General features: G+C 64.4%; 20 protein-coding genes. 9 read left to right on the top strand and 11 right to left on the bottom strand.

The annotated features are described in order from the left end of the window. Positions 1 to 108 precede the first annotated feature (108 nt). The 5 genes from KAR29_RS11900 to KAR29_RS11880 all read left to right on the top strand — a co-directional run bounded on the left by KAR29_RS11900 (position 109) and on the right by KAR29_RS11880 (position 4,982). Positions 109 to 795, top strand: a complete 687-nt coding sequence (locus tag KAR29_RS11900) for a GntR family transcriptional regulator (protein ID WP_274373201.1) — start codon at positions 109 to 111, stop codon at positions 793 to 795. After that, the gene (locus tag KAR29_RS11895) at positions 786 to 2,018 is read left to right on the top strand and encodes an aminotransferase-like domain-containing protein (RefSeq protein ID WP_274374988.1); all 1,233 of its coding nucleotides are present in this window, start codon (positions 786 to 788) and stop codon (positions 2,016 to 2,018) included. The genes KAR29_RS11900 and KAR29_RS11895 overlap by 10 nt, the downstream gene beginning before the upstream one ends. A gap of 137 nt (positions 2,019 to 2,155) precedes the next feature. Then, on the top strand, positions 2,156 to 3,160 hold the full coding sequence (locus KAR29_RS11890) for a TRAP transporter substrate-binding protein (RefSeq protein WP_274373200.1): 1,005 nt from the start codon (positions 2,156 to 2,158) through the stop codon (positions 3,158 to 3,160). 58 nt (positions 3,161 to 3,218) lie between these two features. Further along, a complete protein-coding gene (locus KAR29_RS11885) occupies positions 3,219 to 3,698 on the top strand; it encodes a TRAP transporter small permease (RefSeq protein ID WP_274373199.1) in 480 nt (159 codons plus the stop codon). After that, a complete protein-coding gene (locus KAR29_RS11880; RefSeq protein WP_274373198.1) occupies positions 3,699 to 4,982 on the top strand; it encodes a TRAP transporter large permease in 1,284 nt (427 codons plus the stop codon). An 82-nt stretch (positions 4,983 to 5,064) separates the two neighbouring features. On the opposite strand, the gene KAR29_RS11875 is transcribed toward KAR29_RS11880, so the two are convergent. The 10 genes from KAR29_RS11875 to KAR29_RS11830 form a co-directional block, all read right to left on the bottom strand. Next, positions 5,065 to 6,564, bottom strand: a complete 1,500-nt coding sequence (locus KAR29_RS11875; RefSeq protein WP_274373197.1) for an alpha,alpha-trehalose-phosphate synthase (UDP-forming) — start codon at positions 6,562 to 6,564, stop codon at positions 5,065 to 5,067. After that, complete coding sequence (otsB, locus tag KAR29_RS11870) at positions 6,561 to 7,334, bottom strand: trehalose-phosphatase (RefSeq protein WP_274373196.1); 774 nt, start codon at positions 7,332 to 7,334, stop codon at positions 6,561 to 6,563. The genes KAR29_RS11875 and otsB overlap by 4 nt, the downstream gene beginning before the upstream one ends. Beyond that, positions 7,334 to 8,581 (bottom strand): glycosyltransferase, encoded by a 1,248-nt coding sequence (locus KAR29_RS11865; RefSeq protein WP_274373195.1) that lies wholly within the window; start codon positions 8,579 to 8,581, stop codon positions 7,334 to 7,336. The genes otsB and KAR29_RS11865 overlap by 1 nt, the downstream gene beginning before the upstream one ends. Beyond that, complete coding sequence (locus KAR29_RS11860) at positions 8,581 to 9,243, bottom strand: DUF5752 family protein (protein WP_274373194.1); 663 nt, start codon at positions 9,241 to 9,243, stop codon at positions 8,581 to 8,583. Before KAR29_RS11860 ends, KAR29_RS11865 begins: the two co-directional genes overlap by 1 nt. 240 nt (positions 9,244 to 9,483) lie before the next feature. Then, entirely contained in the window at positions 9,484 to 10,677 is a 1,194-nt protein-coding gene (locus KAR29_RS11855) for a pyridoxal phosphate-dependent aminotransferase (protein ID WP_274373193.1), read from the bottom strand. Positions 10,678 to 10,802: 125 nt separating this feature from the next. Beyond that, positions 10,803 to 12,383: an OPT/YSL family transporter gene (locus KAR29_RS11850; protein ID WP_274373192.1), complete on the bottom strand. Its 1,581-nt coding sequence runs from the start codon at positions 12,381 to 12,383 to the stop codon at positions 10,803 to 10,805. A gap of 11 nt (positions 12,384 to 12,394) precedes the next feature. Beyond that, complete coding sequence (locus tag KAR29_RS11845) at positions 12,395 to 13,789, bottom strand: Sapep family Mn(2+)-dependent dipeptidase (protein WP_274373191.1); 1,395 nt, start codon at positions 13,787 to 13,789, stop codon at positions 12,395 to 12,397. A gap of 16 nt (positions 13,790 to 13,805) precedes the next feature. Then, positions 13,806 to 14,873 (bottom strand): M29 family metallopeptidase, encoded by a 1,068-nt coding sequence (locus KAR29_RS11840; RefSeq protein ID WP_274373190.1) that lies wholly within the window; start codon positions 14,871 to 14,873, stop codon positions 13,806 to 13,808. A gap of 155 nt (positions 14,874 to 15,028) precedes the next feature. After that, positions 15,029 to 16,573 (bottom strand): PucR family transcriptional regulator, encoded by a 1,545-nt coding sequence (locus tag KAR29_RS11835; protein ID WP_274373189.1) that lies wholly within the window; start codon positions 16,571 to 16,573, stop codon positions 15,029 to 15,031. Between the two features lie 132 nt (positions 16,574 to 16,705). Continuing rightward, positions 16,706 to 17,866, bottom strand: a complete 1,161-nt coding sequence (locus tag KAR29_RS11830; protein ID WP_274373188.1) for an MFS transporter — start codon at positions 17,864 to 17,866, stop codon at positions 16,706 to 16,708. A gap of 170 nt (positions 17,867 to 18,036) precedes the next feature. Here KAR29_RS11830 and KAR29_RS11825 point away from each other — a divergent pair, with 170 nt between their 5' ends. The 3 genes from KAR29_RS11825 to KAR29_RS11815 all read left to right on the top strand — a co-directional run bounded on the left by KAR29_RS11825 (position 18,037) and on the right by KAR29_RS11815 (position 22,241). After that, positions 18,037 to 20,469 (top strand): homocysteine S-methyltransferase family protein, encoded by a 2,433-nt coding sequence (locus KAR29_RS11825; protein WP_311135640.1) that lies wholly within the window; start codon positions 18,037 to 18,039, stop codon positions 20,467 to 20,469. Further along, positions 20,399 to 21,346, top strand: coding sequence for a methylenetetrahydrofolate reductase [NAD(P)H] (metF, locus tag KAR29_RS11820; protein WP_311135591.1), 948 nt, complete (start codon positions 20,399 to 20,401; stop codon positions 21,344 to 21,346). Before KAR29_RS11825 ends, metF begins: the two co-directional genes overlap by 71 nt. 403 nt (positions 21,347 to 21,749) lie before the next feature. Beyond that, positions 21,750 to 22,241 (top strand): GyrI-like domain-containing protein, encoded by a 492-nt coding sequence (locus tag KAR29_RS11815; protein ID WP_274373187.1) that lies wholly within the window; start codon positions 21,750 to 21,752, stop codon positions 22,239 to 22,241. A 76-nt stretch (positions 22,242 to 22,317) separates the two neighbouring features. Here the strand turns inward: KAR29_RS11815 and KAR29_RS11810 are convergent, their stop codons facing one another. Next, positions 22,318 to 23,025 carry a DNA alkylation repair protein gene (locus KAR29_RS11810; protein WP_274373186.1) on the bottom strand — a complete coding sequence of 236 codons (708 nt, stop codon included), beginning with the start codon at positions 23,023 to 23,025 and terminating at the stop codon, positions 22,318 to 22,320. 84 nt (positions 23,026 to 23,109) lie between these two features. Here KAR29_RS11810 and KAR29_RS11805 point away from each other — a divergent pair, with 84 nt between their 5' ends. Next, complete coding sequence (locus KAR29_RS11805) at positions 23,110 to 23,832, top strand: 2-phosphosulfolactate phosphatase (protein WP_274373185.1); 723 nt, start codon at positions 23,110 to 23,112, stop codon at positions 23,830 to 23,832. Positions 23,833 to 23,834 lie beyond the last annotated feature (2 nt).

The raw sequence follows: 23,834 nt of genomic DNA, 5'->3' as shown, positions 1-23,834 counted from the left end.
TCCAGCTAATTTTTTTAGTACAAGTCGAATTTATCAGTGTTCGCAACGAGGTCGACGCCGCAAGTCCGTTTTAGCCTGTGTCCAGTATGCAATAAAGGAGGGTCTGCCGTGAGGCCATCGGCTCCGACATTGACCGATCGCGCCTATTACGAGCTGCGCAACGGGATCCTCAACGGCGAGTTCTCTCCCGGCACCTTCTTCCGCGAGGAAGAGGTGGCGGCCCGTCTCGGGGTGAGCCGCACGCCGGTGAGGACGGCCCTGAAAATGCTTCTCTCCGAGGGCTTTCTCGTTCAGGGACGGGACCGCCGCCTTCAGGTGGCCCACATCTCCCTCGCCGAACTTTCCGAGACCTTCGAGGCGCGCCGGGCCGTCGAAGGGGCCATCGCCGCCCTTGCCTGCAGGAAGGGCGACGACGAGGAACTGGCCCGCCTGGAGCACTTCGTCTACGACGAGGAGCTGGCTCACCGGGAGCACAACCGCCTTTTCATCCTCCACAGCGACCGGAACTTCCACGCCCATCTGGCCCTGATGGCCGGGAACACCTGTCTGGCCGACTTCCAGGGCCGTCTCAGCGGCCTCGTCAGCCGTTTCCTCGCCCTCAGCTCCACTCTCGACGGGGAAATCATTCACGCCCTTAAGGAACATCGGGCCATCGTGGCCGCCGTCAGAACCCGCGAACCCGAACGGGCCCGCTCGGCCATGTTGCGTCATCTGGACAACATCGAAGACCGCATCCGCTGCCGCATCGAAGACGGCCGGGACGGAACAGGAGAGGAGTCGTGGACATGCAGGTAGACTGGGAACGTTTTTTGAGCGACAAGGTGGCTCACAGGCTGGAGCCCTCCCTCATCGGAGAGATGATGAAACTCGTGAAGGAACTGGGAGCCATCTCCTTCACGGCGGGAGAGCCCAGCGCCGATCTCTACCCTCTCGAAGAGCTCAGGGCCTCCTTCGACAGGGCCTTCTCCGAGCCCTCCCTCTTCGCCTACTATCCCCACAACGGCGGCCTCCTCGAACTTCGCCGCTGGATCGTCGACTGGATGAAGAAAGACGGCCTGGCCCCTTCGTGGCTCACGACGCGGGAGGTCCTTCTGACCAACGGCTCCCAGGAGGGGATCCATCTCATCGCCGAGGCCTTCATCGAAGAGGGTGACGCCATCATCGTCGAAAGCCCCACCTATCCCGAGGCCCTTCTCACCTTCCGGCGCCAGGGAGCCCGCTTCCTCTCCGTTCCCGTCGACAGGGAGGGCATCGTCCCCGAGGCCCTCGAGGCCCTTCTGGAGAAATCCGGACCCGTCAAGTTCATCTACTCCATCGTCAACTTCCAGAATCCCTCGGGCTACACGACGACGGACGAGCGGAAGGCCAAGATTCTCGATCTGGCCCGTCGCTACGACACGATCCTCGTCGAAGACGACCCCTATCGCTACCTCCGCTACGAGGGGCGGCCCCAGGGGAGTTATTTCGCCCTCGACGGTGACGGGGGACGGGTCCTCTATCTGGGCAGCTTCTCCAAGATCATCCTTCCCGGCGTCCGCGTCGGCTGGCTCGCCGTCCCGCCCGAGCTGGCCCCGAAGATGACCGAACTGCGCGTCTCCTGCGAGATCAGCCTTCCCGCCATCACCCAGTACGCCGTCTGGGATTTCATGAAGGACCGGGACCTTCCCTCCTACCTGGCGACGATGCACGATGCCTACAGGACGCGACGGGACGCCCTGGCCCTGGCCCTGCGCGAGGAGTGCGGTCCTCTGGGCCTGGAGATCGACGTTCCCGAGGGAGGTTTCTTCCTCTGGGGGCGCATCGCCTGGCTCGACGACGTCGTCTCCTTCGCCCGCTACGCCATCACGGAGGAGAAGATCGGCTTCATCCCCGGCTCCATCTTCTTCGCCGACAAGGCCGACGGCAGGGGAACGGTCCGCTTCTCCTTCGCCAAGGTGAGCCCCGACCTGGCCCGCGAGGGGGCGAAGCGGTTGGCCCGCGCCATGAAGGCCTACCGCTCTTCGATGGCCGGAAGTTGACTTCGGTTTCTTTTTCTGTATTATGATTTTTTATCGTTCATAACGGGAGGTGACGGGAAGGTCGAAGGGGATTTTCGCGCTCCGTGGGAGGGCAGAGCCCTGTTGTCTCTACATGAAGAAGAGAAGGAGGCATCACGATGAAGCTGAAAAGCAGGTACGTCGCCGTCGCTCTTTCGCTTTTCGCCGTTCTCGGGTTGGTCGGGGCCGCTCCCGCCCTGGCCAAGACCTACACGATCAAGCTGGCCTACGTCGTTCCCGAGACGCAGTCGACCCACATCGCCGCGGCCGAGGTCTTCAAGCCCTACGTCGAGGAGGCATCGAAGGGGCAGATCAAGGTCGAGCTCTTCCCCAACGGCCAGCTCGGCGGTGACCGTCAGGCCATCGAGGCCGTCCAGCTCGGAACGGTCCAGATGACCATCCCCGCCGCCGCCGTCCTCTCGGGCTTCGAGCCCAAGTTCCAGGTCTTCGACCTGCCCTTCGTCTTCAAGTCCAAGGAGGCCGCCTACAGGGCCCTCGACGGCGAGCTGGGCGACAGGCTGGCCGAGACGCTCCTGCCTCTGGGGCTGAGGAACCTGGCCTACGCCGAGAACGGCTTCCGTCATATCTCCAACAACAGGGCCCCCATCCACACCCCCGAAGACCTGGCCGGCTTCAAGATCAGGACGATGGAAAATCCCGTCCACATGGCCACCTTCAAGGCCCTGGGAGCCAATCCCACGCCCATCAGCTTCGGCGAGCTCTACACGGCCCTTCAGCAGAAGGTCGTCGATGCCCAGGAGAATCCCATTCCCCTCGTCTACACCTCCAAGTTCCATGAAGTCCAGAAGTACTACTCCCTGACGGGACACGTCTACGCCGCCACGGTCCTTCTCATGAACGAGCCCTTCTTCGCCTCCCTCCCCGAGGACCTTCAGAAGGTCGTCGTCGAAGGGGCCGTCCGCTACAGGACCTACCAGCGCGAGCTCTCCCAGAAGCAGGACGAGGAGATGATCGCCAAGCTCCGCGAGGCTGGCATGGAAGTGAACGAACTCACCGAGGAGGAAAAGAGGCCTTTCATCGAGAAGACCCTCCCCGTCTACGATCAGTTCGCCGACCAGATCGGCGCCGATCTCATCGAACTGGCCAAGAGGGCCAACGACTAGCAGGAGCGCCTCGCCGCCGGGGTCCCCCCCCGGCGGCCCTTTCAAAGGGGGGGATACCGTGATCGGAAGAATCTGGAACCGTCTGGAGGAGATCCTTCTCGTCTCCAGCCTCGCCTTCACCGTCGGCCTCATTTTCATCCAGGTCATCATGCGCTACGTCTTCCGGAATTCCCTCTCCTGGAGCGAGGAGCTGGCCCGCTATCTTTTCCTCTGGCAGATCTGGCTCGGCGCCAGCTTCGCCGTCAAGGAGCACGCCCATCTGCGGATCGAGGCCCTCGTCGACCACCTGTCTCCCTCGCGCCGCCGCTTTCTGGAGTTCACCGCCCTTCTGGCCTGGTTCGCCTTCAGCCTCTTTTTGGCCGTCAAAGGCTCCGAGCTGACGCTCCTCCTGCTCAAGCGGGGGCAGGTCTCGCCGGCCATGCGTCTGCCCATGGCCTACGCCTACGCCTCCGTCCCCGTCGGATCGGCCCTCATGTCCATCCGCCTCGTCGAGGAGATGGTCCGCTTCTTCCGCGCCCCCCTCACGGAGGTGAAGTAGATGTCGGTCCTCCTCCTCTTCGCCCTCCTCACCCTCTGTCTGGCCCTCTCCATCCCCATCGGCATCTCCCTGGGCATCGCGACGGCTCTGGTGCTCCATTTCACCAGCTCCATCCCCCTCGTCATGATCAGCCAGAACGCCTTCGCCGCCCTCGACTCCTTTCCCCTGCTGGCCATCCCCCTCTTCATGCTGGCCGGTTCCCTCATGAGCTACGGCGGCATCTCGAAGCGCCTCGTCGCCCTGGCCGACAGCCTCGTGGGCTTCATCTCCGGCGGCCTGGCCATGGTGACCGTCACGGCCTGCATGTTCTTCGGCGCCATCTCGGGATCGGGGCCGGCGACGGTCTCGGCCATCGGGTCCTTCATGATCCCCGCCATGCGCAGGAAAAAATACGAGGAGGGCTTCGCCGCGGCCCTGACGGCGGCGGCGGGCTCCATCGGCGTCATCATTCCGCCGTCGATTCCCTTCGTCATCTACGGCGTCGTCTCCGGGGCCTCCATCGGCGAGATGTTCATGGCCGGCATCGTGCCGGGCGTCATCATCGGCCTCGCCCTGATGACCGTCTCCTACGTCATCGCCAGGAGGCGGGGCTATCCCAAGAGCGATACGCCCCCGACGGCAGGCGGGCTCTGGAAGGCCTTTCGCGAGGCCTTCTGGGCCCTGCTCGTCCCTCTGATCATCCTGGGGGGGATCTACGGCGGCATCTTCACGCCCACCGAGGCCGCCGTCGTGGCCGTCGTCTACTCCCTCTTCATCGGTCGCTTCGTCTATCACGAGCTCGACGGCAGGACGACCTACCGGGCCTTCCGCGACGCGGCCCTCGTCAACGGAGCCACGACCTTCATGATCGGCCTCTCCATGGGGTTCGCCCAGTATCTGACGATGGAGCAGATCCCCATCAAGATCGCCACGGCCCTGTTGGGGCTCTCCTCCAACTACGTCGTCATCATCCTCCTCATCCTGGCCCTTCTCCTCGTCGTGGGCTGCTTCGTCGACAACATCTCCTCCATGATCATCCTCACGCCTATCCTTCTTCCCGTCGTCCAGAAGCTGGGGATGGAGCCCGTCCACTTCGGTCTCGTCATGACGGTGGCCCTCGCCACGGGATTCATCACCCCTCCCTACGGCGCCAATCTCTTCGTCGCCTCGGCCGTCTCGGGCGTGAAGATGGAGAAGATCTCGCGCAACATGGTCCCCTTCTTCGCCGCCCTCCTGGGCTGTCTTCTCCTTTTCGCCTTCGTCCCCTCCCTGAGCATGGGCCTCGTGAGGATCTTCATGCGCTAGATCCTTTCCCCCTTGCGGGCGAAAAAAGAGGAGAGCCCCGAGGGCTCTCCTCTTTTTTCGCCCGCTTTTTCCGGGGGGTCGGTCAGGCCAGAGGGCGTTCCCGAGGCCGTGGAAGAAGGGGTGCCAGGTCGTCGGGCGGGAAATCCCGGAGGGCCCTCCCCGCCGCGGCCCGGAGAAAGTTGTCGACCCACCAGAAGATGTCTTGCCTTCGAACGGCCCGGCGAAGCCGGATCATGCGTTTCTCCCGTTCCTCCCGGGCCATGTCGCAGGCCGCGACGAGAGTCCGGGCCAGCCCCTCCACGTCGTGAGGGTTGACGAGGAGCGCTCCTTTTGCCAGCTGACCGGCCGCTCCGGCGAACTCGCTCAGGACGAGGACGCCGTCTCCGTCGGTGTTGCAGGCGCAGTATTCCTTCGCGACGAGGTTCATGCCGTCGCGGAGGGGCGTGACGACGGCCACGTCGGCGGCGCGGTAGAAGCCGGCCAGCTCGTCGGAGGGAAGGGAGCGGAAGAAAAAGGAAAGAGGCGTCCAGCCCGTCGTGGCGTATCGTCCGTTGATGCGGCTCACGGCCCTCTCGATCTCGTCGCGGAGGCGGCTGTAGGCCTCGACGCCTTCGCGGCTGGGAACGAGGATCTGGATGAAGACGACGCTCTCCCGAAGCGTTTCCTGTCCTTCCAGAAGCCTTCCGTAGGCCTCCAGACGCTGGAGGATCCCCTTGGTGTAGTCGAGACGGTCGACGCCGAGGAAGATCTTCCGCCCTCGATGAGCCTTGCGGAGCTCTTCGCAGGTCTGGACGGCTTTGGGTGAGCGGGCCAGGGCCTCGAAATGGGCGAAATCGATGCTGATGGGCAGGGCGCCGACGACGATGTCGCCTTCGTCGCGCCCGACGGTGACGACGGGCCCCCGACCCCGCACCCGCGACGAGGGCCAGAAGGCGCGGAGGCAGGCCTGGAAGTTCTGCCGGTCCCTCATGGTCTGAAAGGCGACGAAATCGTAGGCCGTCAGCCCTTCCATGACCTCGTAGCGCCAGGGAAGCTTGAGGAAGATGTCGGGCGGGGGGAAGGGGATGTGGAGGAAAAAGGCGGTCCGTCGTTCGACGGCGCGCTCCTTCAGCTTCAGGGCCAGGTGCATCAGGTGGTAGTCGTGGACCCAGATGAGGTCCTCCCTGTCGCTGTGGCGGGCCGCGACGCGGGCGAATCGGCCGTTGACCTTTCCGTAGGCCTCCCAGTGGCGGGGATGGAAGAGACATTCCGTCTGGAGGTCGTGGAAGAGGGGCCAGATGGCGGCGTTGGCGAAACCCTCGTAGTAGTTTTCCACCTCGCCCTCGTCGAGGATGACGGGAAGGAGGCGGTAGCCGCTCTCCTCCGAGACGGGGCCGAGAATCTGGCGCAGGAGGGGGAGTTCGATCGGTTCCCGGTTGCCGGGCCATCCGATCCAGATGCCCCCCCTGTTTTTGAGGACCGGCCCCATGGCGGTGACCAGCCCTCCCGATCCGGCCTCGAAACGCCACTTCCCGTCCTCCCTCTTGAGGGCCAGGGGCAGCCTGTTGGAGACGACGATGAGGCGGGCCGACAGAGGGCTCATCTCTTGCCCTCCCGCCTCTTCTCGCCGATCGCGGCCCACTCGTCGAGGAGCGCGGGGACGTCCCTTCTCCTCAGCCTCAGAGAGGCCGCCGTGGGGCGGTCGCTTTCGGCGACGAGAATGGCCAGATCGGAGGGCCGGAGGGCCCGGAAGGCGTCCTCGTCGGTCTCGTCGTCGCCCGCGTAGGCGGCGACGGCTTCCCTCTCCTCGTCGATGAGCGTCGCCACGGCCCTTCCCTTGTGGTGGCGTCGGAAGCGGAACTCGAGGCCTCCGTCGAAGGGGCGCAGCTCTCCGTCGTCGCCGACGAGGGGTTCCCAGGCCTGCCTGAGATCCCTGGCAGCCTCCGCCCTCGCGCCCGGAGGAAGGGAGCGGAAGTGTCCCGCCAGGGACAGGGGTTTCCTTTCCAGCGTCCCTTCGGGAAGGACCGGAAGAGCTCTCGCCTCGGCTTCGGCGAGGAGGTTCTGCTGCTCGGCCGTCAGGGAAGGGAGGAAGGACTCTCCGTCGGCGGTGCGTCGTTGCGCTCCGTGGCAGCCCCATATTTCCAGCCCCGCGATACCGAGGAGGCGTGAGACCTCGGCGGCCTCCCGGCCGGAGATGACGACGAGGCGCGTCCCCGAGGCGATGACCCGCTCCAGCCCCTCTCGGACGCCGCCGTCGGGGTAGGCCAGATCGCGCCGGGCACGGAAGGCGGCCAGAGTGCCGTCGTAATCGATCATGAAGAGGGCGTGCCGGGCCCGGGCGAGGCGGTGCCGGAAGGCCTCGGGAAGGAGCATCAGAAGGAGACCTCCAGCCTTTCGGGATCGCCGGCCCGCAGGGCGGCCATGAGGGCCAGGACGCTTCGAAGCTGACGGGTGATGAGGAAATTCTCCCTGACGTGGTGGTGGGCGTTTTCCCCCATCCGTCTTGCCTGATTCGGGTGCTGGAGGAGGTGGCGGAGTCGCAGGGCCGCTCCCTGCGGGGTGCGGACGCGGTAGCCGTTGAACCGGTCCATCACCTGGAGGCGGATGCCCCCCGTGTCGCCGCCGATGACGGGTTTGTGCTTCCATAGACCTTCGGAGACGGTGAGGCCGAATCCCTCCTTCGTCGATTTCTGCATGACCGCCGTGGCCCCCCTCTGGAGGGCGTTGATCGTCCTGTGGGCGTCGTCGGGGAGGACGAGGACGTGGATGTCGGCGTCGCCCGCCGCCGCGGCCAGGACCTCCTCGAGAACGACGGCTCCTTCCGGATCGTCGGAGGCCCCTCCTCCGGCGAGGACCAGCTGGAGATCCTGATGGCGCCGGCAGAGACGGTAGGCCTCGATGACGCCCAAGGGGTCCTTGAATCGGTCGAAGCGGGAGACCTGGACGACGAGGGGCCGAGAGGGATCGATACCGTGGCGTTCCAGCGTCCATCGGACCTCGTCGTCGGAGAGGTCGGTGTTCTTCTCGCTCAGGGGGTCGATGCTGGGGGGAATGAGGTACTGGAGGTGGGGGAGGGGTTGGGCGAAGTCGGCCAGGGAGAAGATGTCGGCGTCGTAGGGGGCGACCCAGCGTCTCAGATAGCGCCAGACCTTGCGGTTGGGGCGGCTCACGTCGATATGACAGCGCCAGATCCACTTTCCCCTCCGGTTCGGGCAGAAAGCCAGGAGAGGTGCCGGCTGGGGATCGTGGATGAAGACGAAGTCGGCCTCCTCCAGAAGAGGGCGGAGGCGTTCCGCGTTGGCCTCGTTCGTCGCCTCGAAGGCCCGCATCATCTCCGTCGCGAGTCCCTTCGACGAGCCCTGAAGGGCGTTGTGGATCGTCTTCGTGGCGTCGAAGAACGCCTCCGTTCCCGTCAGGACCTCCCAGACCGTGTCGATGCCGAGGGCCCTCATGAGGGGGACGAAGCGGTTGAGGATCTCGGCCACGCCGCCGCCGCTGCGCGTCGAGTTGACGTGAACGACGCGCAGGCCCGCCAGGTGATCGCCGAGCTGGCGAAGATGGCGGATGACGGGCGGTCCGACGACGGCCTCGTAGCGATCGAGGAGTGTCTGTCCCGACATCATGCTTCCGCCTCCTCTCCCAACGCCATCGCCTGCCGGAGGCCCGATCGGAGCTCTTCGAGGGAAAGGAGATAGGGGTCGAGATAGCGGAGGTGTCTCCGAGCCTCTTCCGTCTCCTCGAAGGCCTCCAGCCAGAGGGAAAAGTCGTCCCCATGGCCTTCCGTCCGCCTCCGGGCGTCGATGAAATGGTAGAAAAGACTGCTGCGTTCCGCTTCGCCGAAGGCGCGGTGAAGCTCTTCCGGCGTCGAGGCCGTCATCTGTCCGTCGAAGACGAGGAGCTGGCCCCGCGTGAAGAAGAAGGGGCGCTCCGTCCGGAACCAGTGGAGCCGCTCCTCCTCGTCGAGGCGCCCCTCGACGAGGGAGAGAAGCTCTTCCCTGAGGCCCTCCAGGTCGTCGTAGTCGGAGGGGTTGGCGGCGGAAAACCGCTCGGCCAGGGTCCGGTCGTGAAGCTCCGACTCGGTCCAGGAGGCGAAGTCGTTGCCGTACTCGCTCTCTCCGATCTGGGGGCGGAGGAGCCGTCCCCAGAAGTGGTAGTGGAGGCTCCCTTCGGGAGCGACCTGGAGCCGTTGGGCCAGCTCGTCGAGAGTCTGGGCCCGCAGTCCCGTGCTGAGGGGGACGAGGTCGCAGCTCTTGAATCGGAAAGGTTCTGTCATCTGTCGCATCGCGTCATCTCCTTTCGTGGGCGAGGTGCGAAAGGACGGGCGGGAGACGGGCCTGGAGGGCCCGGTCTTCGCCTTATTCCCAAGGAGGAGGTCGATCGTCGGAAGGGTAACGGAAGGAATAGAGCAAACCTGAAGGATGTCCAAAAGTATAACATAAAAGAGCCCCTGGGGCAAAAGCCCGGGGCTCTTCATTAAAAATGCTTTTTCTGATCCTTCGCGTCTCCGTCTCGGAGGAAACCGTCAGGCCCGAAGGCCGTCGAGAAAACGGTGGAAGCGCGTCATTCCCTCGGCGATCTCCTCTTTCGCGTTGGCGTAGGAGAAGCGCACGTACCCGGGGGCGAGGAAGGCGCTTCCCGGGACGGCGGCGACGTACTCCGCCTCGAGAAGGCGGCTGCAGAAGGCGACGTCGTCGTCGAGGGAGAGGCCGTCGTGCTTCATCCCCAGGCAGTCCCGGATGTCGACGAAGGCGTAGAAGGCCCCTTCAGGCTCGGCGAAGGCGATGTGGGGCATGGCCCTGAGGCGCTCGACGATGAGGTCACGCCTCTCCTCGAAGGCGCCGTGCATGGCTCTCACGTCCTCCTCGGCGCCTCTGAAGGCCCCCACGGAGGCCCACTGGGAGATGGAACAGGCGTTGGACGTCAGGTGGCCCTGAAAGGCCGACATCTTGGAGAGAAGGGGCTTGGGGGCCAGGGCGTAGCCGATGCGCCATCCCGTCATGGCGAAGGCCTTGCTGACGCCGTTGATGAGGACCGTCCGCTCCTTCGCCGCCGGGGCCAGGGCGACGATATTCTCGTGCCGTGCCGTGCCGTAGGTGAGACGCTCGTAGATCTCGTCGAAGACGATCCAGAGATCGTGTTCCTCGGCGAAGGCGGCCAGCTCCTTGAGAAGGGCTCCGTCGTAGACGACGCCCGTGGGGTTGCAGGGCGTGTTGATCAGGAGGGCCACCGTCCGGGGCGTGAGGGCCTTTCGGAGGGCCTCCATGGTGGGGATGAAATCCGTCCCGGCCGTGTCGACGACGACCTCCCTGCCGCCGCAGAGGCGGATCTGCTCGACGTAGCTCACCCAGGCGGGAGCGAAGACGACGACCTCGTCGCCGGGATCGAGGATGCAGCCGAAGGCCGTGTAGACGAGGGGCTTGGCCCCGGAGCCGACGAGGGCCTGAGAGGGGTCGTAGTCGAGGCCGAAGCGCTCCCTGTAGTAGCGGCAGATCGCCTCGCGCAGCTCGGGAATGCCCGCTCCCGCCGTGTAGTGCGTCTCGCCGCGCTCCATGGCGGCCCTTGCCGCCTCGAGGGCGGCCGGAGGGGAGGCGAAATCGGGCTCTCCGGCGCCGAAAGAGATTACGGGTTTGCCGGAACGCTTCAGCTCCTTGGCCTTGGCCGTCACGGCCAGGGTAGCCGAGGCCTCCATGGCCATCGCTCGTGCCGACAGTTTCATCGCGATCATCTCCTCATGGGCTATGGGCATGCCGTGAATGTCGCCTATTGTACGTCATTTCGCCGAGGGGAGGTAGTCCCGGAAGGAGGCGTCCCGGAGGAGGCCCCCCTCCCCCGGGAGAAGGATCACCCTCCGAAGGACTTGAACAGGGCCCAGAAGAATCCGTAGAGGCCGTCTCCGGCGATGAGGCCCGCTTCGCGGATTTCCATCCATTCCCTGCCCATCAGGAGCTTGAAGACGACGGCGGCGGCGACGCCCAGCCCGTAGACGGGATTGTTGATCAGCAGCCCCGTGGCGAAAAGGATCCCCAGAGCTCGCTGCGGACCTCCAGCGAATTGGACCAGCGCTCCGGGGAGAGCCCAGAGGAGCAGTTCCCGCAGGATCGCGGGATGGCTTCCGGCCTTGATGGTCGTGGCGAAGACCCGGCTGACGGGAGCGAGGAGGTCGAGGCGGAAATGCATATCCATGAGGAAATAGACGGTTGCCATGGCGATGACCCCGCCCAGGGCCTCGGCCAGAAACTGTTGCTTTTTCCCGGCCGCCTCTGCTTCCCGATTTCGTCCCGAACCCCGGATGCACCAGCCTGTCTTGAGGTCGTAGCCCATGTCGGCGAAGCAGGGGCCGGTGCAGGAGATATAGCCGACCATGAGCGCCAGCGGAAGCGCCGGAAAGCCCATGAAAAGCCCCAGACTCAGGAAGATGATGCTTATGGCGAAGGCGGGAAACCAGCCGGAATGCATGGCGCTGAGCCCGACGAGTACGGGAGCGACGGAGGCGGAGAAGGTCGTCCAGAGAATCCATGCGCCCAGTCGGGGAAGGGACATCGACTGGGAGAGCCCCCCTATGAGGGAAAGAAGGGCCGCTCCTGCCGCGAAAAGAGCGATGTGGACCACCATGGCGCGGCGAAGCTCTTGATTCGAGACGGAGGGACGGAGAAAGGCCTCTGACGGATCGGAAGGGTTCCCCTCTCCCTTCGGTCCCTTTTCCCCGGCCGTGACGATCCGGAGGGCCTGAAAGAGCGAGACGATTCCGGCTCCGATCATCACGCCGTGGGGGATGTAGGTCTTTCCCAGGTCGAGGGCGAAAAGAGAGGAGGAGTAGCCCCGTAATAGGAGGCCCAGGCCGAGGGCGGACATGGCGAAGGTGTTGGCGATGAAGACGATGCCGATGGCGGCCATGGGCAGACCGAAGTGGCTCCCGATGGCGCCCGTGGCGGCACCCTGAAGGAGGCGGATGGCTTTTTGTCCCCCCTCGTCTCCGGCGATCAGGGCCTGAGCGGTGGCGACGCCGGGCGGCCAGGCTCCGGCGGCGGGGAAAATGGACGAATCGAACGTCTGGTAGACAAAATGAATGCCGATGAGCGTGGCGATCCCCGATCCGATCAGCATGGGGAGGACATAGGTCCTCTCCCCCAGGGCGTAGACGACGCCGATGGCCAGCAGGCCGCAGTTGGAGGCGGCGAACCCCGCCCCGGAGGCCATCGTCTGTACCAGGTTCTGCCGTTCCAGGGACCGAAAGCGCCTGCAGTGAGAGAAGGGAAGCCGGGCCAGGGCCATGGCGATGACGGCGCCCAGAATGGAGGTGTTGGCGGGAATGCCGATCCGGGCGATGAGCTGCATGCAGATGATGGCCGACAGGACGGAGACGATGACGCTCAGCAACAGGGTGGACGGTTCCAGCGCCTTGACGCGTTCCCTGACGTCCATGGGATCACTCCTCAGCTTGCCAGTTCCACCATGGCGGCAGCCATGATGCGGACGGTGCGCGAAAAAGAGTCGAGGGCGATGTATTCGTCGGCCTTGTGAACGACGTCCGGATCGCCGGGGAAGCGGGGACCGAAGGCCACCGTGTTCGGCAGGGCCTTGGCGTAGGTTCCGCCTCCCATGGAGAGAAGCGACGGTTCCTGGCCGGTCTTCTCCCGGTAGACCTTTTGAAGGCGCCGGATCAGCTCGCTTTCCGGAGGCATCCAGAGAGGCGGCTTGCGGCGCAGAAGCTCCATGCCGAGGGATTGCCCCCGAGCCCAGCCGCCGAGGCGGTCCAACAGCTCCTCCGCATCGGCGGTGACGGGGTGGCGGATGTCGAGGCCCATCAGGAAAGAGTCCTCTCCCCCCTCGACGATGCCCACGTTGCACGTCAGGGCTCCCGAAGGCGCGTCGGAGACGGCCAGTCCCAGACTCCGTCCCCCGGGGTCGCCGAGGAAGCAACGGGCCACCTCTCGCAGGCGACGGGCCCAGTCTTCGTCGACCTCGCCGAGGAGGTCCATAAGAAACAGCGCCGCGTTGACGCCCCGTTCCGGCGTGCTGCCGTGGGCCGAACGCCCCCGGAGGGAAACGTCGAGGGTCTCCGTCCCCTTCCCTCGAAGGGAAAGGGGGATTCCTCCGGCCGAAGCGCCTTCGTTCAGGACATCCGCGATCCTTGCGGCCGCCGTTTCGTCGGGGCAGGACAGGGTGGCGCCCGCCTCGTCGGGCACGACGTTGCGGGCCGTCCCCGCCGTCAGTTTTTTCAGGCCGATCCGCCGATGAGGCGGCAGTGCCCCCCTCAAATCGACGTGGAGCTGACCCTTTTCGGCGGCGACGATGGGGAAATCGCCGTCGGGCGTGAACCCGAAACGGGGCGATTCGCCTCCGGCCTGAAGGTAATGGGGAATGTCGGCCATCCCGCTCTCCTCGTTCGTCCCCAAGATGAGGCGAATGCGCCGACGGAGGGGCAGGGCCAGCGATTGAATGGCGTGAAGCGCCCAGAGGGCCCCGATGGCGGGCCCCTTGTCGTCCATGGCGCCTCGGCCGTAGAGCCGCCCCTCCCTCACCTCCGCCCCGTAGGGAGGGAGGCTCCATCCGTCGCCGGCCGGAACGACGTCGAGATGGGCGAGGACGGCGACCATCTCGTCGCCGTCGCCGATCTCGGCCCAGCCCACATAGCCGTCGCACTCCCCCGTCCGCAGCCCCAGGCGACGGGCTTCGCGGAGGGCATGATCCAAGGCCCTCCCGACCTCCCGGCCGAAAGGCGCTCGCTTTTCGGCCGAGGCGCGCACGGAGGGGATCCTGACGGAAGCCTGAAGGGAGGAAAGGATCTCCGGGAAGAGCTCCTGAAGTTTACGGTCCAAGCGGTCCATGAGGGAGGCCGCGCCGTCAGTAACCGGATACGCCCATCTTCCGGCACAGTTCGCCGGCGTGAGCGTCGCGATAGATCCCCTCGTCCTCGAAAACGTCGTCATCGAGGAGGATCGTCGGAGAGAGGGTGATCCCGTCGGTGTGAGAGGCGGCGGACCAGCAGCGCCCCATGATTTGCTTGCCCTGGCTGCCGAACCCGAACTCGATGCAGCCGAAGACGCGCTCGTCCTCGACGATTCTGCCCGTCGGAGCCGTCACCCCGGGATTGAAGCCCAACGAATAGTGGGCCAGACGGAACATGGCGGGATCACGGAAGGACTCCAGCCAGGAGCGGAAGACGTCGGCTTCCCGGCCTCCCGAAATCTTGACGGCGACGCCGTCGACGAGGTCCAGCCTGATGGGTTCCCGGAGGATTCCCAGCTCCTCGGGAGGGAAGACGGCCCCGTCGAAGACCAGCGTCCCGTTGATGGTCTCCTCGATGGGGCACCAGCTGACCTGTCCTCCGAGCATGATGGGGTAGCCCTTCTGAGTGGCCTTTTCCCCGGAAAGACGGATCTTGCGTCCCCGATTGAAGGCGACGAGATTCGTCCCCGCCGCGCTGCGGATTTCGACCTTGTCGGCCGCCCCGAGGCGCTTCTGGAAATACCGTCCCATTTCGATCATCAGATCGTAATCGACGTTGGCGATGCAGTTGACGGCCATGGCGACATCCATGCCGGTGAGATTGATGTAGCGGCAGCCGCGTTCAAGGGCGTTTCTCCACGATTGGGAGTGCATCACCGTCGCGTAGGCGAACTCGATCCAGACGTCGGCATGGGCGGTGGCTTCCGCCATGGGCGCGCTCATTTCGCTCGCGAAGGTCTGGCGTGGCGTGGGGTAGTAGAGGAGGAGAGGACGGGCCCCGACGGCGTGGGCCGCTTCGGCGGTCGCCTCGGCCACGCGCCTGTCTCCCGAGCTGTCGCAGGTGATGACGACGGTCTCTCCCTTCTGGGCGAGCATGACGTCGCGGACGAGGGTGAGCGCCCCCTTGGCGAGCTCCATCGACCGATAGGTCGCCGTAGGTTCGATGCCGCTTTTGAACTCCATGATAGGACCTCCCTTGAATGGATGTCGGTTCCATGGAGTGAAGTGTAGGTTTTCGGGGGAAGGGGAACATCGTCGGCGACGGAGAGGAGGGGCGACGAGCGGGACAGAAAAGTGAGAATAAAGGACAGGACTCGTGGCTTATTGTTCAGGAGGAACTAAGAAGCAGAGGCTTTTTTGTCGATTTGGTACAAAAGCACGGCCAGAGCGAGTTCCGTCCGACGTCTGCCGTCGTGATCGGTCAGATCGAGTGCCTCCTCCAGACAGCGGATCCTGTATTTCATTGTATTGTAATGTATTTTGAGATCCGCGGCGGCAGGACCGATCTGCCAGTCGTGGCGGACGAGGGCCTCCAGCGTTTCCATGAGATTAAATCTTTTTGGGGAATTATGTTTGAGTAAAAGGGGTCCCAGTTGCTTGTCGATGAAATTTTGTCCCATTTCCGTGTCTTTTAATATGCTTAGAATTCCATCCAGACCTATTTCATCGAAAACCCTTATAGGCGGGTTGTTGGATGTTCTCATGACGACATCTAAAGCTTTCTGGGCTTCAGAGAAGGCTTCTCTCGCTAAACATAGTCCATTTTTTATGGAGCTCAGACCGCATGTTAGGTAAAAACTATTTTCGTGATTTTCATGTGCTATCATTCCTTGCATGTATTCAAATAGCACATTTGAATCATTTTTTGTTTTTAATGGAACAAACAAGACAAGGTTATGATCGGATGCAAGTCCTAGGGAGCCAATAAATTTTAATCTTATTTTTAGCAACAAAGATTCAAATAGGGGTTTGTTCCCCCTGTCTTCCGACACATTTGGGCCATCCTTGATGATGGCGATGGCAAGGTTCCAAGATAAATCCCATTTATAGAATTTGGCTTTTCTTTTTACGTCATTTTCGTTTATGTTTTTATTATAGAGTAGATTTTTTAAAAAATCTTCAATATGGTAGTTTTCAATTCGTATTTCGGCATCTTCCCGTTGCATTAATATAGCGATATGCTTTTTTGCTATATCTAAAGTTGTTGAAAATTCGGGGTTGTCGATTTTTTCTATAGATTTTTCCATGAATAGATAAGCCCTTGGTTTTTCTTCTAGTAAAATAGGAATTTTATTGAAATTATTCGTGTTATTTAGCGTGATATTTGAGTATTTAGTGGCAAAAAAGCATCCTGTTCGTATGTCTAGGAAGGCTATGTCTGTATCAATGAGTTCGGCAGTTTTTTGGATAATATCGTCAACAGAGGCTCCATTTAGGATTAAGTTGGTGTATAAATTGTTTATTTTATCCCTTGAGATCGCCTGGTTATAATCATCATGGGTGATGGTTGCGATGACGGGGTGGATGATGTCTACGTGGTTGAAATGTTCGGGTATCCCTATTATGGGAAAGTGGAGCCTGTTGGCGGATTCGAGAACGTCGTTGGGGATTTTCCCGAGATATCTGCCTATCTTTACCCCGAAAGCGGCGGCTTTGGACCTCCCCGCTCCCTCTACGAAGGCGAGAAGTTCCAGAGGCCTCTCGCAGAAGATGTAGCCGGACGTGATCAGGAACTCTCCGCCGCGCAGCCATTGATGGGCTTCGGGCGTATCGATGACGACGACGGTGCTTACCGTCCTCTCCCGTGTGCCCTTCTCCCCGGCCAGCAGGGTCAGCCCTTTCAAGGATCCGATCCGGAGCATTTCAGACACGGTGAGGGCCATGCCGATGATCCTCCTTTCCCCTGAAAACTCCCTCCCCCGTCGTGCCGCCATCGACGACGGGGAAACCGCGACCCGGACGGGAGCGGTCTCCTACCTGCTCCCGCCTGCGGAGAGAGCTGTCGTCGAGTTCGTTCAGGCGGTCCTCCTCCGCAGGAAGGGCAGGGAGAGCAGGGGGAGGAGGCCGATGACGACGAGGGTCGTCGTCAGGCCTGCCCTGTCGGCCAGGTAACCCAGGGGAGCCATGGCGAAACCGCCCAGTCCCCAGGAGAGACCCATGACAATGGAGCTGGCCGTGCTGCGCGCCTCGGGGGCGGCCTCCTGGCCCATGGCCGCCGTGATGGGCTGAGTGGCGTTGATGAGGGCCGTCCCGACGATGAAGAGGACGTAGGAGGGCAGGCCCGAGAGGAGGGCCGCCGGAACGAGGCAGAGGGGCGTGGCCAGGAGGATGACGAAAAGGACCCGCTCCTTGCCGAAGGCGTCGGAGAGGTGCCCCCCGATGAGGGGCGAGAGCGTCCCGGCGGCCATCATGAAAAAGAGGATCGTCCCGATCTGGCCCAGGCCTCCGCCCGAGGCGGTGACGACGAGGGGAAGGAAGAAGCGCGTGGCCTGAAAGGCCGTATCGCGCGTGACCGAGATGGCCCAGACCCGGTAGATCTTTCTGAAGACGACGGAGAGGCTCCGGCCGACGTCGCCCAGGCGGAACGTCCCCGCCGGCTTCTCGTCGTCGTCGAAACGGGCCAGGAAACGCCAGGTCAGGAGCCCCAGGAGAGTCACGGGGACGAGGGCCGCCAGGGGCAGGAGACGGTAGCCGACGAGTTTTTTCAGGCTCAGGGCGTAAAGGGGGCTCAGCGTTCCTCCCAGCATTCCGGCGACGCTGAAGAGGGAGATGTTGAAGGCAAGACGGCCCGACGGCGAGACGAGCCCCACGGCGCCGTGTCCCTGAGGATGGAAGGTGGCGCTTCCCAGACCCCAGAGTCCCGTGAGGAGGAGGGCCGCGCCGTAGCTGGGGGCCAGGGGGAGCATGGAAGAGCCCAGGGCGGCCAGGAGGGGGCCGACGATGACGGGGATGGGCCGCGACGACCGGTCGGCCAGAAAGCCCAGCAGGGGCTGGCAGCAGATGTGGATCGCTCCCGAGAGGGCCTGGAGCCCTCCCGCCCGGGCGACGGAGATGCCCAGGTTGGCGATGATGACGGGGATGAAGGTGTTGAGGAAGGCCGAGTGGATGTCGTTGATAAAGTGGCTCGAGCAGAGGAGGGCGATTTTTCCCCTCGGCGAAAGAGGTCGGCGAGTCATGGGCGATACCCTTCTTTCTGGTCAGTTTGAGCGATTATACCTTGCATGTAACGCAATGGATAGGATGAAGCATGCGTCCCCGCAATCTTTCTCTCCCGGAAAAGCTCGGAAAACCGTCGCCGCCGGGGATTCGCACCCTCTGTCGGCGGAGTCGCCATGGGCTAAAATGGATCTCGTACGGACAAAACGACAGGGAAGGGACGGCGATCGCCATAGACCTCAAAAGCTGGATAGAAAAGAAGAGGAGAGTCGTCCTCCTCGACGGCGCCATGGGGACCTTGCTGGCGGAAAAGGGATGGCGTTCCCCCTCTCTGCCGGAGGAGATGCTCTTTTCCTCTCCCGAGGCCGTCCGCTCCATTCACGAGGCCTACCTGGAGGCCGGGGCGGACATCGTCGAGACGAACAGCTTCGGCGCCTCGACGATCAAACTGTCCCACCGCGGTCTCCAGGGGCGGGCCGAGGAGATCGGCTTTCTGGCGGCCCGCACAGCCCGGGAGGCCCTGGGCGACAGAGCCCTCGTGGCCGGTTCCGTCGGCCCTCTGGGCCGTCTCGTCGAGCCTCTGGGCGACGTCTCCTTCGACGAGGCCCTGGCGGCCTTTCGCCCTCAGATAAAAGGGCTTCTGGCGGGAGGGGCCGATTTCATCCTCATCGAGACCATGCTCGATCTCCGCGAGGCCAAGGCCGCCGTCATGGCCCTCAAGGAGGAAGACGCGTCCGCTCCCTTCGTCGTCAGCTTCACCTTCGACCGCAACGGCGCCACGATGACGGGGACGACGCCGGAAGTGGCGGCGGCCTGGGCCATGGCCGTCGGGGCCTCGGCTCTGGGCGCCAACTGCGGCGTCGGTCCCGACGCCTACGTCGACGTCGTGGCCCGAATGGGCCGGAGCTGCGATCTGCCCCTTTTCGTCTACGCCAACGCCGGCCTCCCCGCCCGGGGCCTGACCCTCGATCCCGAGAGCTTCGCCGGGGCCTGCCGTTCCCTCGTCGAGGCGGGAGCCTCCGTCGTCGGAGGCTGCTGCGGAACCGGACCGGACCACATCGCCGCTCTGGCCGGGCTGCCCCTGCCTCGGCCCCTTCCCGGAGCCCCCGCTTCGACGGCCCTGGCCAGTAGGAGTCACGTCTTCGCCTGCGGCCGCGGCGAGCCTCTCCTCATCGTCGGAGAGAGGATCAACCCCTCCCGCAAAGGCCCCCTGAAGGAGGCCATGATCGAGGGAAAGTGGTCCGTCGTCCGAGACGAGGCCCGGCTTCAGACCGAGGCCGGGGCCTCCCTCCTCGACGTCAACACGGGCATCGCCGGTCAGGATCGGCAGGTTCTTTTCCGCCGGGCCGTCGAGGCCGTTCTGACGGCCTCCCCCCTGCCTCTCTCCCTCGACAGCGACGACCTGTCCCTCCTTGACGAGGCGGCCCGCTCCTACGGCGGCGTTCCTCTCGTCAACTCCGTCACCTGTGACGACGAGCCCCTCGCCCGAGGACTGGCCCTCGCCAGAAAGACCGGGTCGGCTCTCGTCGTCCTCACCCTCGACGGGGCGGGCATTCCCGCCACCGTCGAAAGGCGGCTGGCCCTGGCACGGAAGGCCGTCGAGGCGGCCGATGCCATGGGGCTTCCCCGGCGTTACCTGTTCATCGACCCCCTCACCCTGACGGCCGGATCGGACGCCTCCGGTCCCGCCGTGACCCTCGAAAGCCTTCGTGGACTCCGCGAGTTGGGGGCCCGTTCCATCCTGGGCATCAGCAACGTCTCCTTCGGGCTCCCCGATCGGGGCCTGCTCAACAGAACCTTTCTCGCCATGGCCCTCGCCTCGGGCCTCGACGCCGTCATCGCCAATCCCCTGGACAGGGCCTTCATGGAGACCGTCGCCGCCGGAGAGGCTCTCGTCGGCCGAGACCCGGCCCTGAAACGCTACATCGCCTCGGCCAAGGCCCGTGACGTCACGGGCCAGGTCGAAGCGAAGGTTCCGGAGAGGCCCTCCCTCGGCCCGGCCGTCGTCGAGGGCGACAGAGAGGCGGCCCTGGCAGCGGGCGAGGCTCTCCTGGCCGCCGGACTTCCGCCGATGGCCCTCATCGCCGACGCGGTCATCCCCGCCCTCGAGGAGGTGGGGCGCCTCTACGACTGCGGCGACTTCTTCCTCCCCGAGCTCCTTCAGTCCTCTCAGGCCGCCCAGGCCCTCTGCGACCTGGCCGAAAGGCGTATGGCAGAAAGAGGCGAGAGCCTGGAAAAACGGGGGACGGTCCTGCTCGCCACCGTCGAGGGCGATCTTCACGATCTGGGAAAGAAGGTCGTCGCCATGGTCCTCAAAAGCCGAGGCTACCGCATCGTCGACGTCGGCGTCGACGTTCCCGCCGATCGCATTCTCGCCGCAGCCCGGGAGGCCCGAGCCGATGTCGTCGGCCTTTCGGCCCTCATGACGACGACGGTGGAGCACATGAAAGACGTCATCGCCCAGGGGAGAGAGGGAGGCCCCGAGCCCTTCTTCATCGTCGGCGGAGCGGCCGTCAACGCCGCCTTTGCCGACACGATCGGCGCCGACGGCTATGCCGCCGACGCCATCGAGGCCGCCCGCCTCGTCGACCGCCTCATGGCGGCAAGGAAGGGAGGGGAGTAGCCTGTTCATCGTCGACCTCTTCCGCAGGACCGGACCCGTCGTCTCCTTCGAAATCTTTCCCCCCAAGGCCGACGTCCCCGTCGAAAAAGTCTACGACACCATCGAGGCCATAGCCGACCTGGAGCCGGGCTACGTCAGCGTCACCTACGGCGCCGGAGGCTCGAGCCGGGACAGGACGGTCGAAATCGCCTCGAGGCTCCATCGCGTCTACGGCCTGAACGCCGTGGCCCACCTGACGGGAATGAGCCACGACGTCGCCGAGCTGGACGCCATCTGCACTTCCCTGCTGGATCGGGGCGTCACCAACATCCTCGCCCTTCGAGGCGATCGTCCCCTCGAAGGGCCCGATGTCGTGAAAGGCTATCCCTACGCCTCGGAACTCATCGCCCACATCCGGAGCGCCTTCCCGGGACGCTTCTGCATCGCCGCCGCCGCCTACCCCGAAGGGCACGTCGAGTGCGCCGACGGCGAGGAGGATCTGGACCACCTCAAGGAGAAAGTCGAGGCCGGAGCCGATCTCCTCATCTCCCAGCTCTTCTTCGACAACGAGCGTTTCCATCGCTTCCGCGACCGTCTCGCCGGGCGTGCCATCGACGTCCCCCTCGTCGCCGGCGTCTTTCCCGTCCTCAACGTGAGGCAGGTCCAGCGCATCGTCTCCCTCTGCGGCGCCTCGCTGCCGCCCAAGTTCACCCGCATGATGGCCCGTTACGCCAACCACCCCGAGGCTCTGGCCGAGGCGGGCGTCGCCTACGCCACGGAGCAGATCGTCGATCTCCTCGCTTCGGGCGTCGACGGCATTCACCTCTACACCATGAACCGGCCCGAGACGACGCGGCGCATCATGGCCAACATCGGCCGCCTGCGCTCCGTCCGATGAGGCGGGCAGGGGTTTGGGCGGACGCCGCGGGAGTCTCCGTCGGGATCTCCTCGGGCCTTTCCTCCCGGCGAGGACCGAGAGATCCTCTCCGGGAGGAAAGGCGCCAAAGAGACGTCCCCTCTTTCGGTCCCGAGCCCCTTGTCCCCCGTCTTCGGTAAAAAGAGCGTCGGAAGGCCATGACCTTTCCTGACCATAGCTTCGGCCCGGAGTCGCCCTGCCCGGTTCGGACGTTCCCTCAGGATGAAGTCTTCCGGGGGGGAGGGGCAAGACGTCTGAGCGCAGCTTTCCGTCGGCGATGATTTGACATGAAGTAGTCGTTCGCGGTAATGTTGACATATAGACAATGTCCTGCCGAGCCCCCTCTTCTTCTGCCGGAGGGGGGACGTACGGTCCTCTTTCCCCGATGGCCGCGAGAAAGGAGAGGGTAGCCCTGTCGGTCCCGTTCGAGACGAAAGAGTATCCTCCTGTCCAGGTGATCAGCCTTCGGGGCATCACCTCTCTGGAGGCCGTCGCCTCCTTCCACGGCGAGGCCTACGAGAGGCTTTTCGCCTGCCTCGAACGGGAGGGGGCCCGTCCGGCGGGACCGCCCTTCACCCTCTACCACTGCCCGTCCTGCAATCCCGAGGCGATGGACGTCGAAGTCTGCTGCCCCACGGACGGAGTCGTGAGAGGCGACGAAGAGATTCTCTCCCGCCTCGTTCCGGCCCTGCGCGTCTTCGCCACGATCCACGTCGGGGACTACGGGCGCCTCCACGAGACGTGGAAGGCCCTCGAGGCCAAGATGAAAGAGGAGGGACTCGTGGCCGGAACGCCGGGGATCGAAGTCTACCTCACCGATCCCGACAGGCTTCCCGTGGAGGCGTGGCGGACGGAAGTCGCCTTCTCCCTGGCCTGAAGGAGGCGAAGACGCAAAAAAAGCGGGGCCCGGTCGGGGCGGCGCCGCGGGAACTCCGGCGGGGTTTTCCGCCGCCCTATTTGCCCATGGCCTCCCGGCGCCGCTCGGGGGACATCTTCTCGATGGCGTAGCGGAGGGCCGTGCGGGGCATGACGTCCTTTCTTGCCAGGACGTAGCGGAAGACGTCGTCTTCGTGTTCGGCGCAGGTGACCTTGAGGAGCCAGCCGTAGCCCTTGCGGACCAGATCGTCCTCGTCGAGAAGGAGCCTTTCGGCTACGGCGAAGACCTCTTTTTCGAACTGCCCTTTTCTGGCGGGGATGATGAGGGAGACGGCCGAAGCCCTCCGGACCCATCGATTGGGCGATCGCGTCCAGTCCAGCAGGGTCTCCGTCCGGTGGGGAAAGGCCGTGAAGTAGGCGCCGAGGGTGTGGTTGCAGAGGGTATCGCAGGAGGCCCAATTGCTGACGTGGTTTTCAAGCCATCTTTCGAAAAGGTCCAGGTCGCCTTCGACGTAGCGCTCCCTCAGGGCGTAGGCCCAGTGGCAGGCGACGAAGGACTCTTCCATGAAGCCCGATCGCCACAGCTCGTCGCAGAGGGAGAAGATCTCCTCCTTCGTCCTGGACTCGATGCTTCGGAAGAATGTTCTGGCGATGGCCGAAACGTCGGCCGTCTTGACGCCGTAGAGGCGGATGGCCTCCTTGAAGTAGCGCCGGGCGCCCTCGGCGGTCCCTTCGTCGGCTTTTTCCCTGATGGCTGCGCGCAGATTCGACAGAAGCTCTTCCAAGGGGAGGCCTCCTTGCAGGGGGGTGACCCTGGCCCTGTGGCCCGAAAGGGCCGGGAAGAGAGAAAGAAGGGAGGTTTGAGAGCCATGGCCTGTCTCGACGTCGTCTTTTCGCCTCTGGAGATCCTGCCCGAGGCCGACTGCTGGCTCGTCGTCGACCTGCTGCGGGCGACGACGACGATCGTCGCCTTTTTCGAGCTCGGCGGCCGCCGTCTCCTGCCCGTGGTCGATCTCGACGAGGCCCGGTCCCTGCGGGACCGTCTTCCCGGACGGTGGCTTCTCATGGGAGAGCGTCAGGCCCTTCCCCCTCCGGGTTTCGATCTGGGCAATTCGCCCCTCGATCTGGCCGCCTTCGATCTGGGCGCCTTCGACGGCGCCGTCATGACGACGACGAACGGCACGGCGGCCCTCCTGGCCGCCGCCGGAAGGGGCGGCGCCCTTCACGCGGCCTGTGCCCGCAACGCCCGGGCCGTGGCCGAGGCCGTCGCGGCCCACGACAGAATAGCCATCCTCTGCGCCGGCCTGGAGGGGCGGCCGGCCCTGGACGACACGGCCTGCGCCGGCCTTCTCGTCGAAAGGCTCCTGGCCCTGCGACCGCGGGATCTTTCCGACGGGGCCCGGATGGCCCTGGCTCTCTTTCGCAGCGCTCCCTTCGCCGACCTCGTCGGCCAGTCCCGTCACGGTCGAAGGCTGGCCGCCCTGGGCCTCGCGGCCGACCTGGCCTACTGCTGCGAAAGGGACCGCTCCGAAGGGCGGCCCCGACTCGTCTTCGAGGGAGGACGACCGGTCCTCGTCGACGGGCGCTGCTAGGC

The organism is Aminithiophilus ramosus (genome assembly GCF_018069705.1).
GTDB classification, from domain to species: domain Bacteria; phylum Synergistota; class Synergistia; order Synergistales; family Aminithiophilaceae; genus Aminithiophilus; species Aminithiophilus ramosus.
Note: the sequence above shows the minus strand (reverse complement) of the source record. Positions and strands in the feature narration are given on the sequence as shown.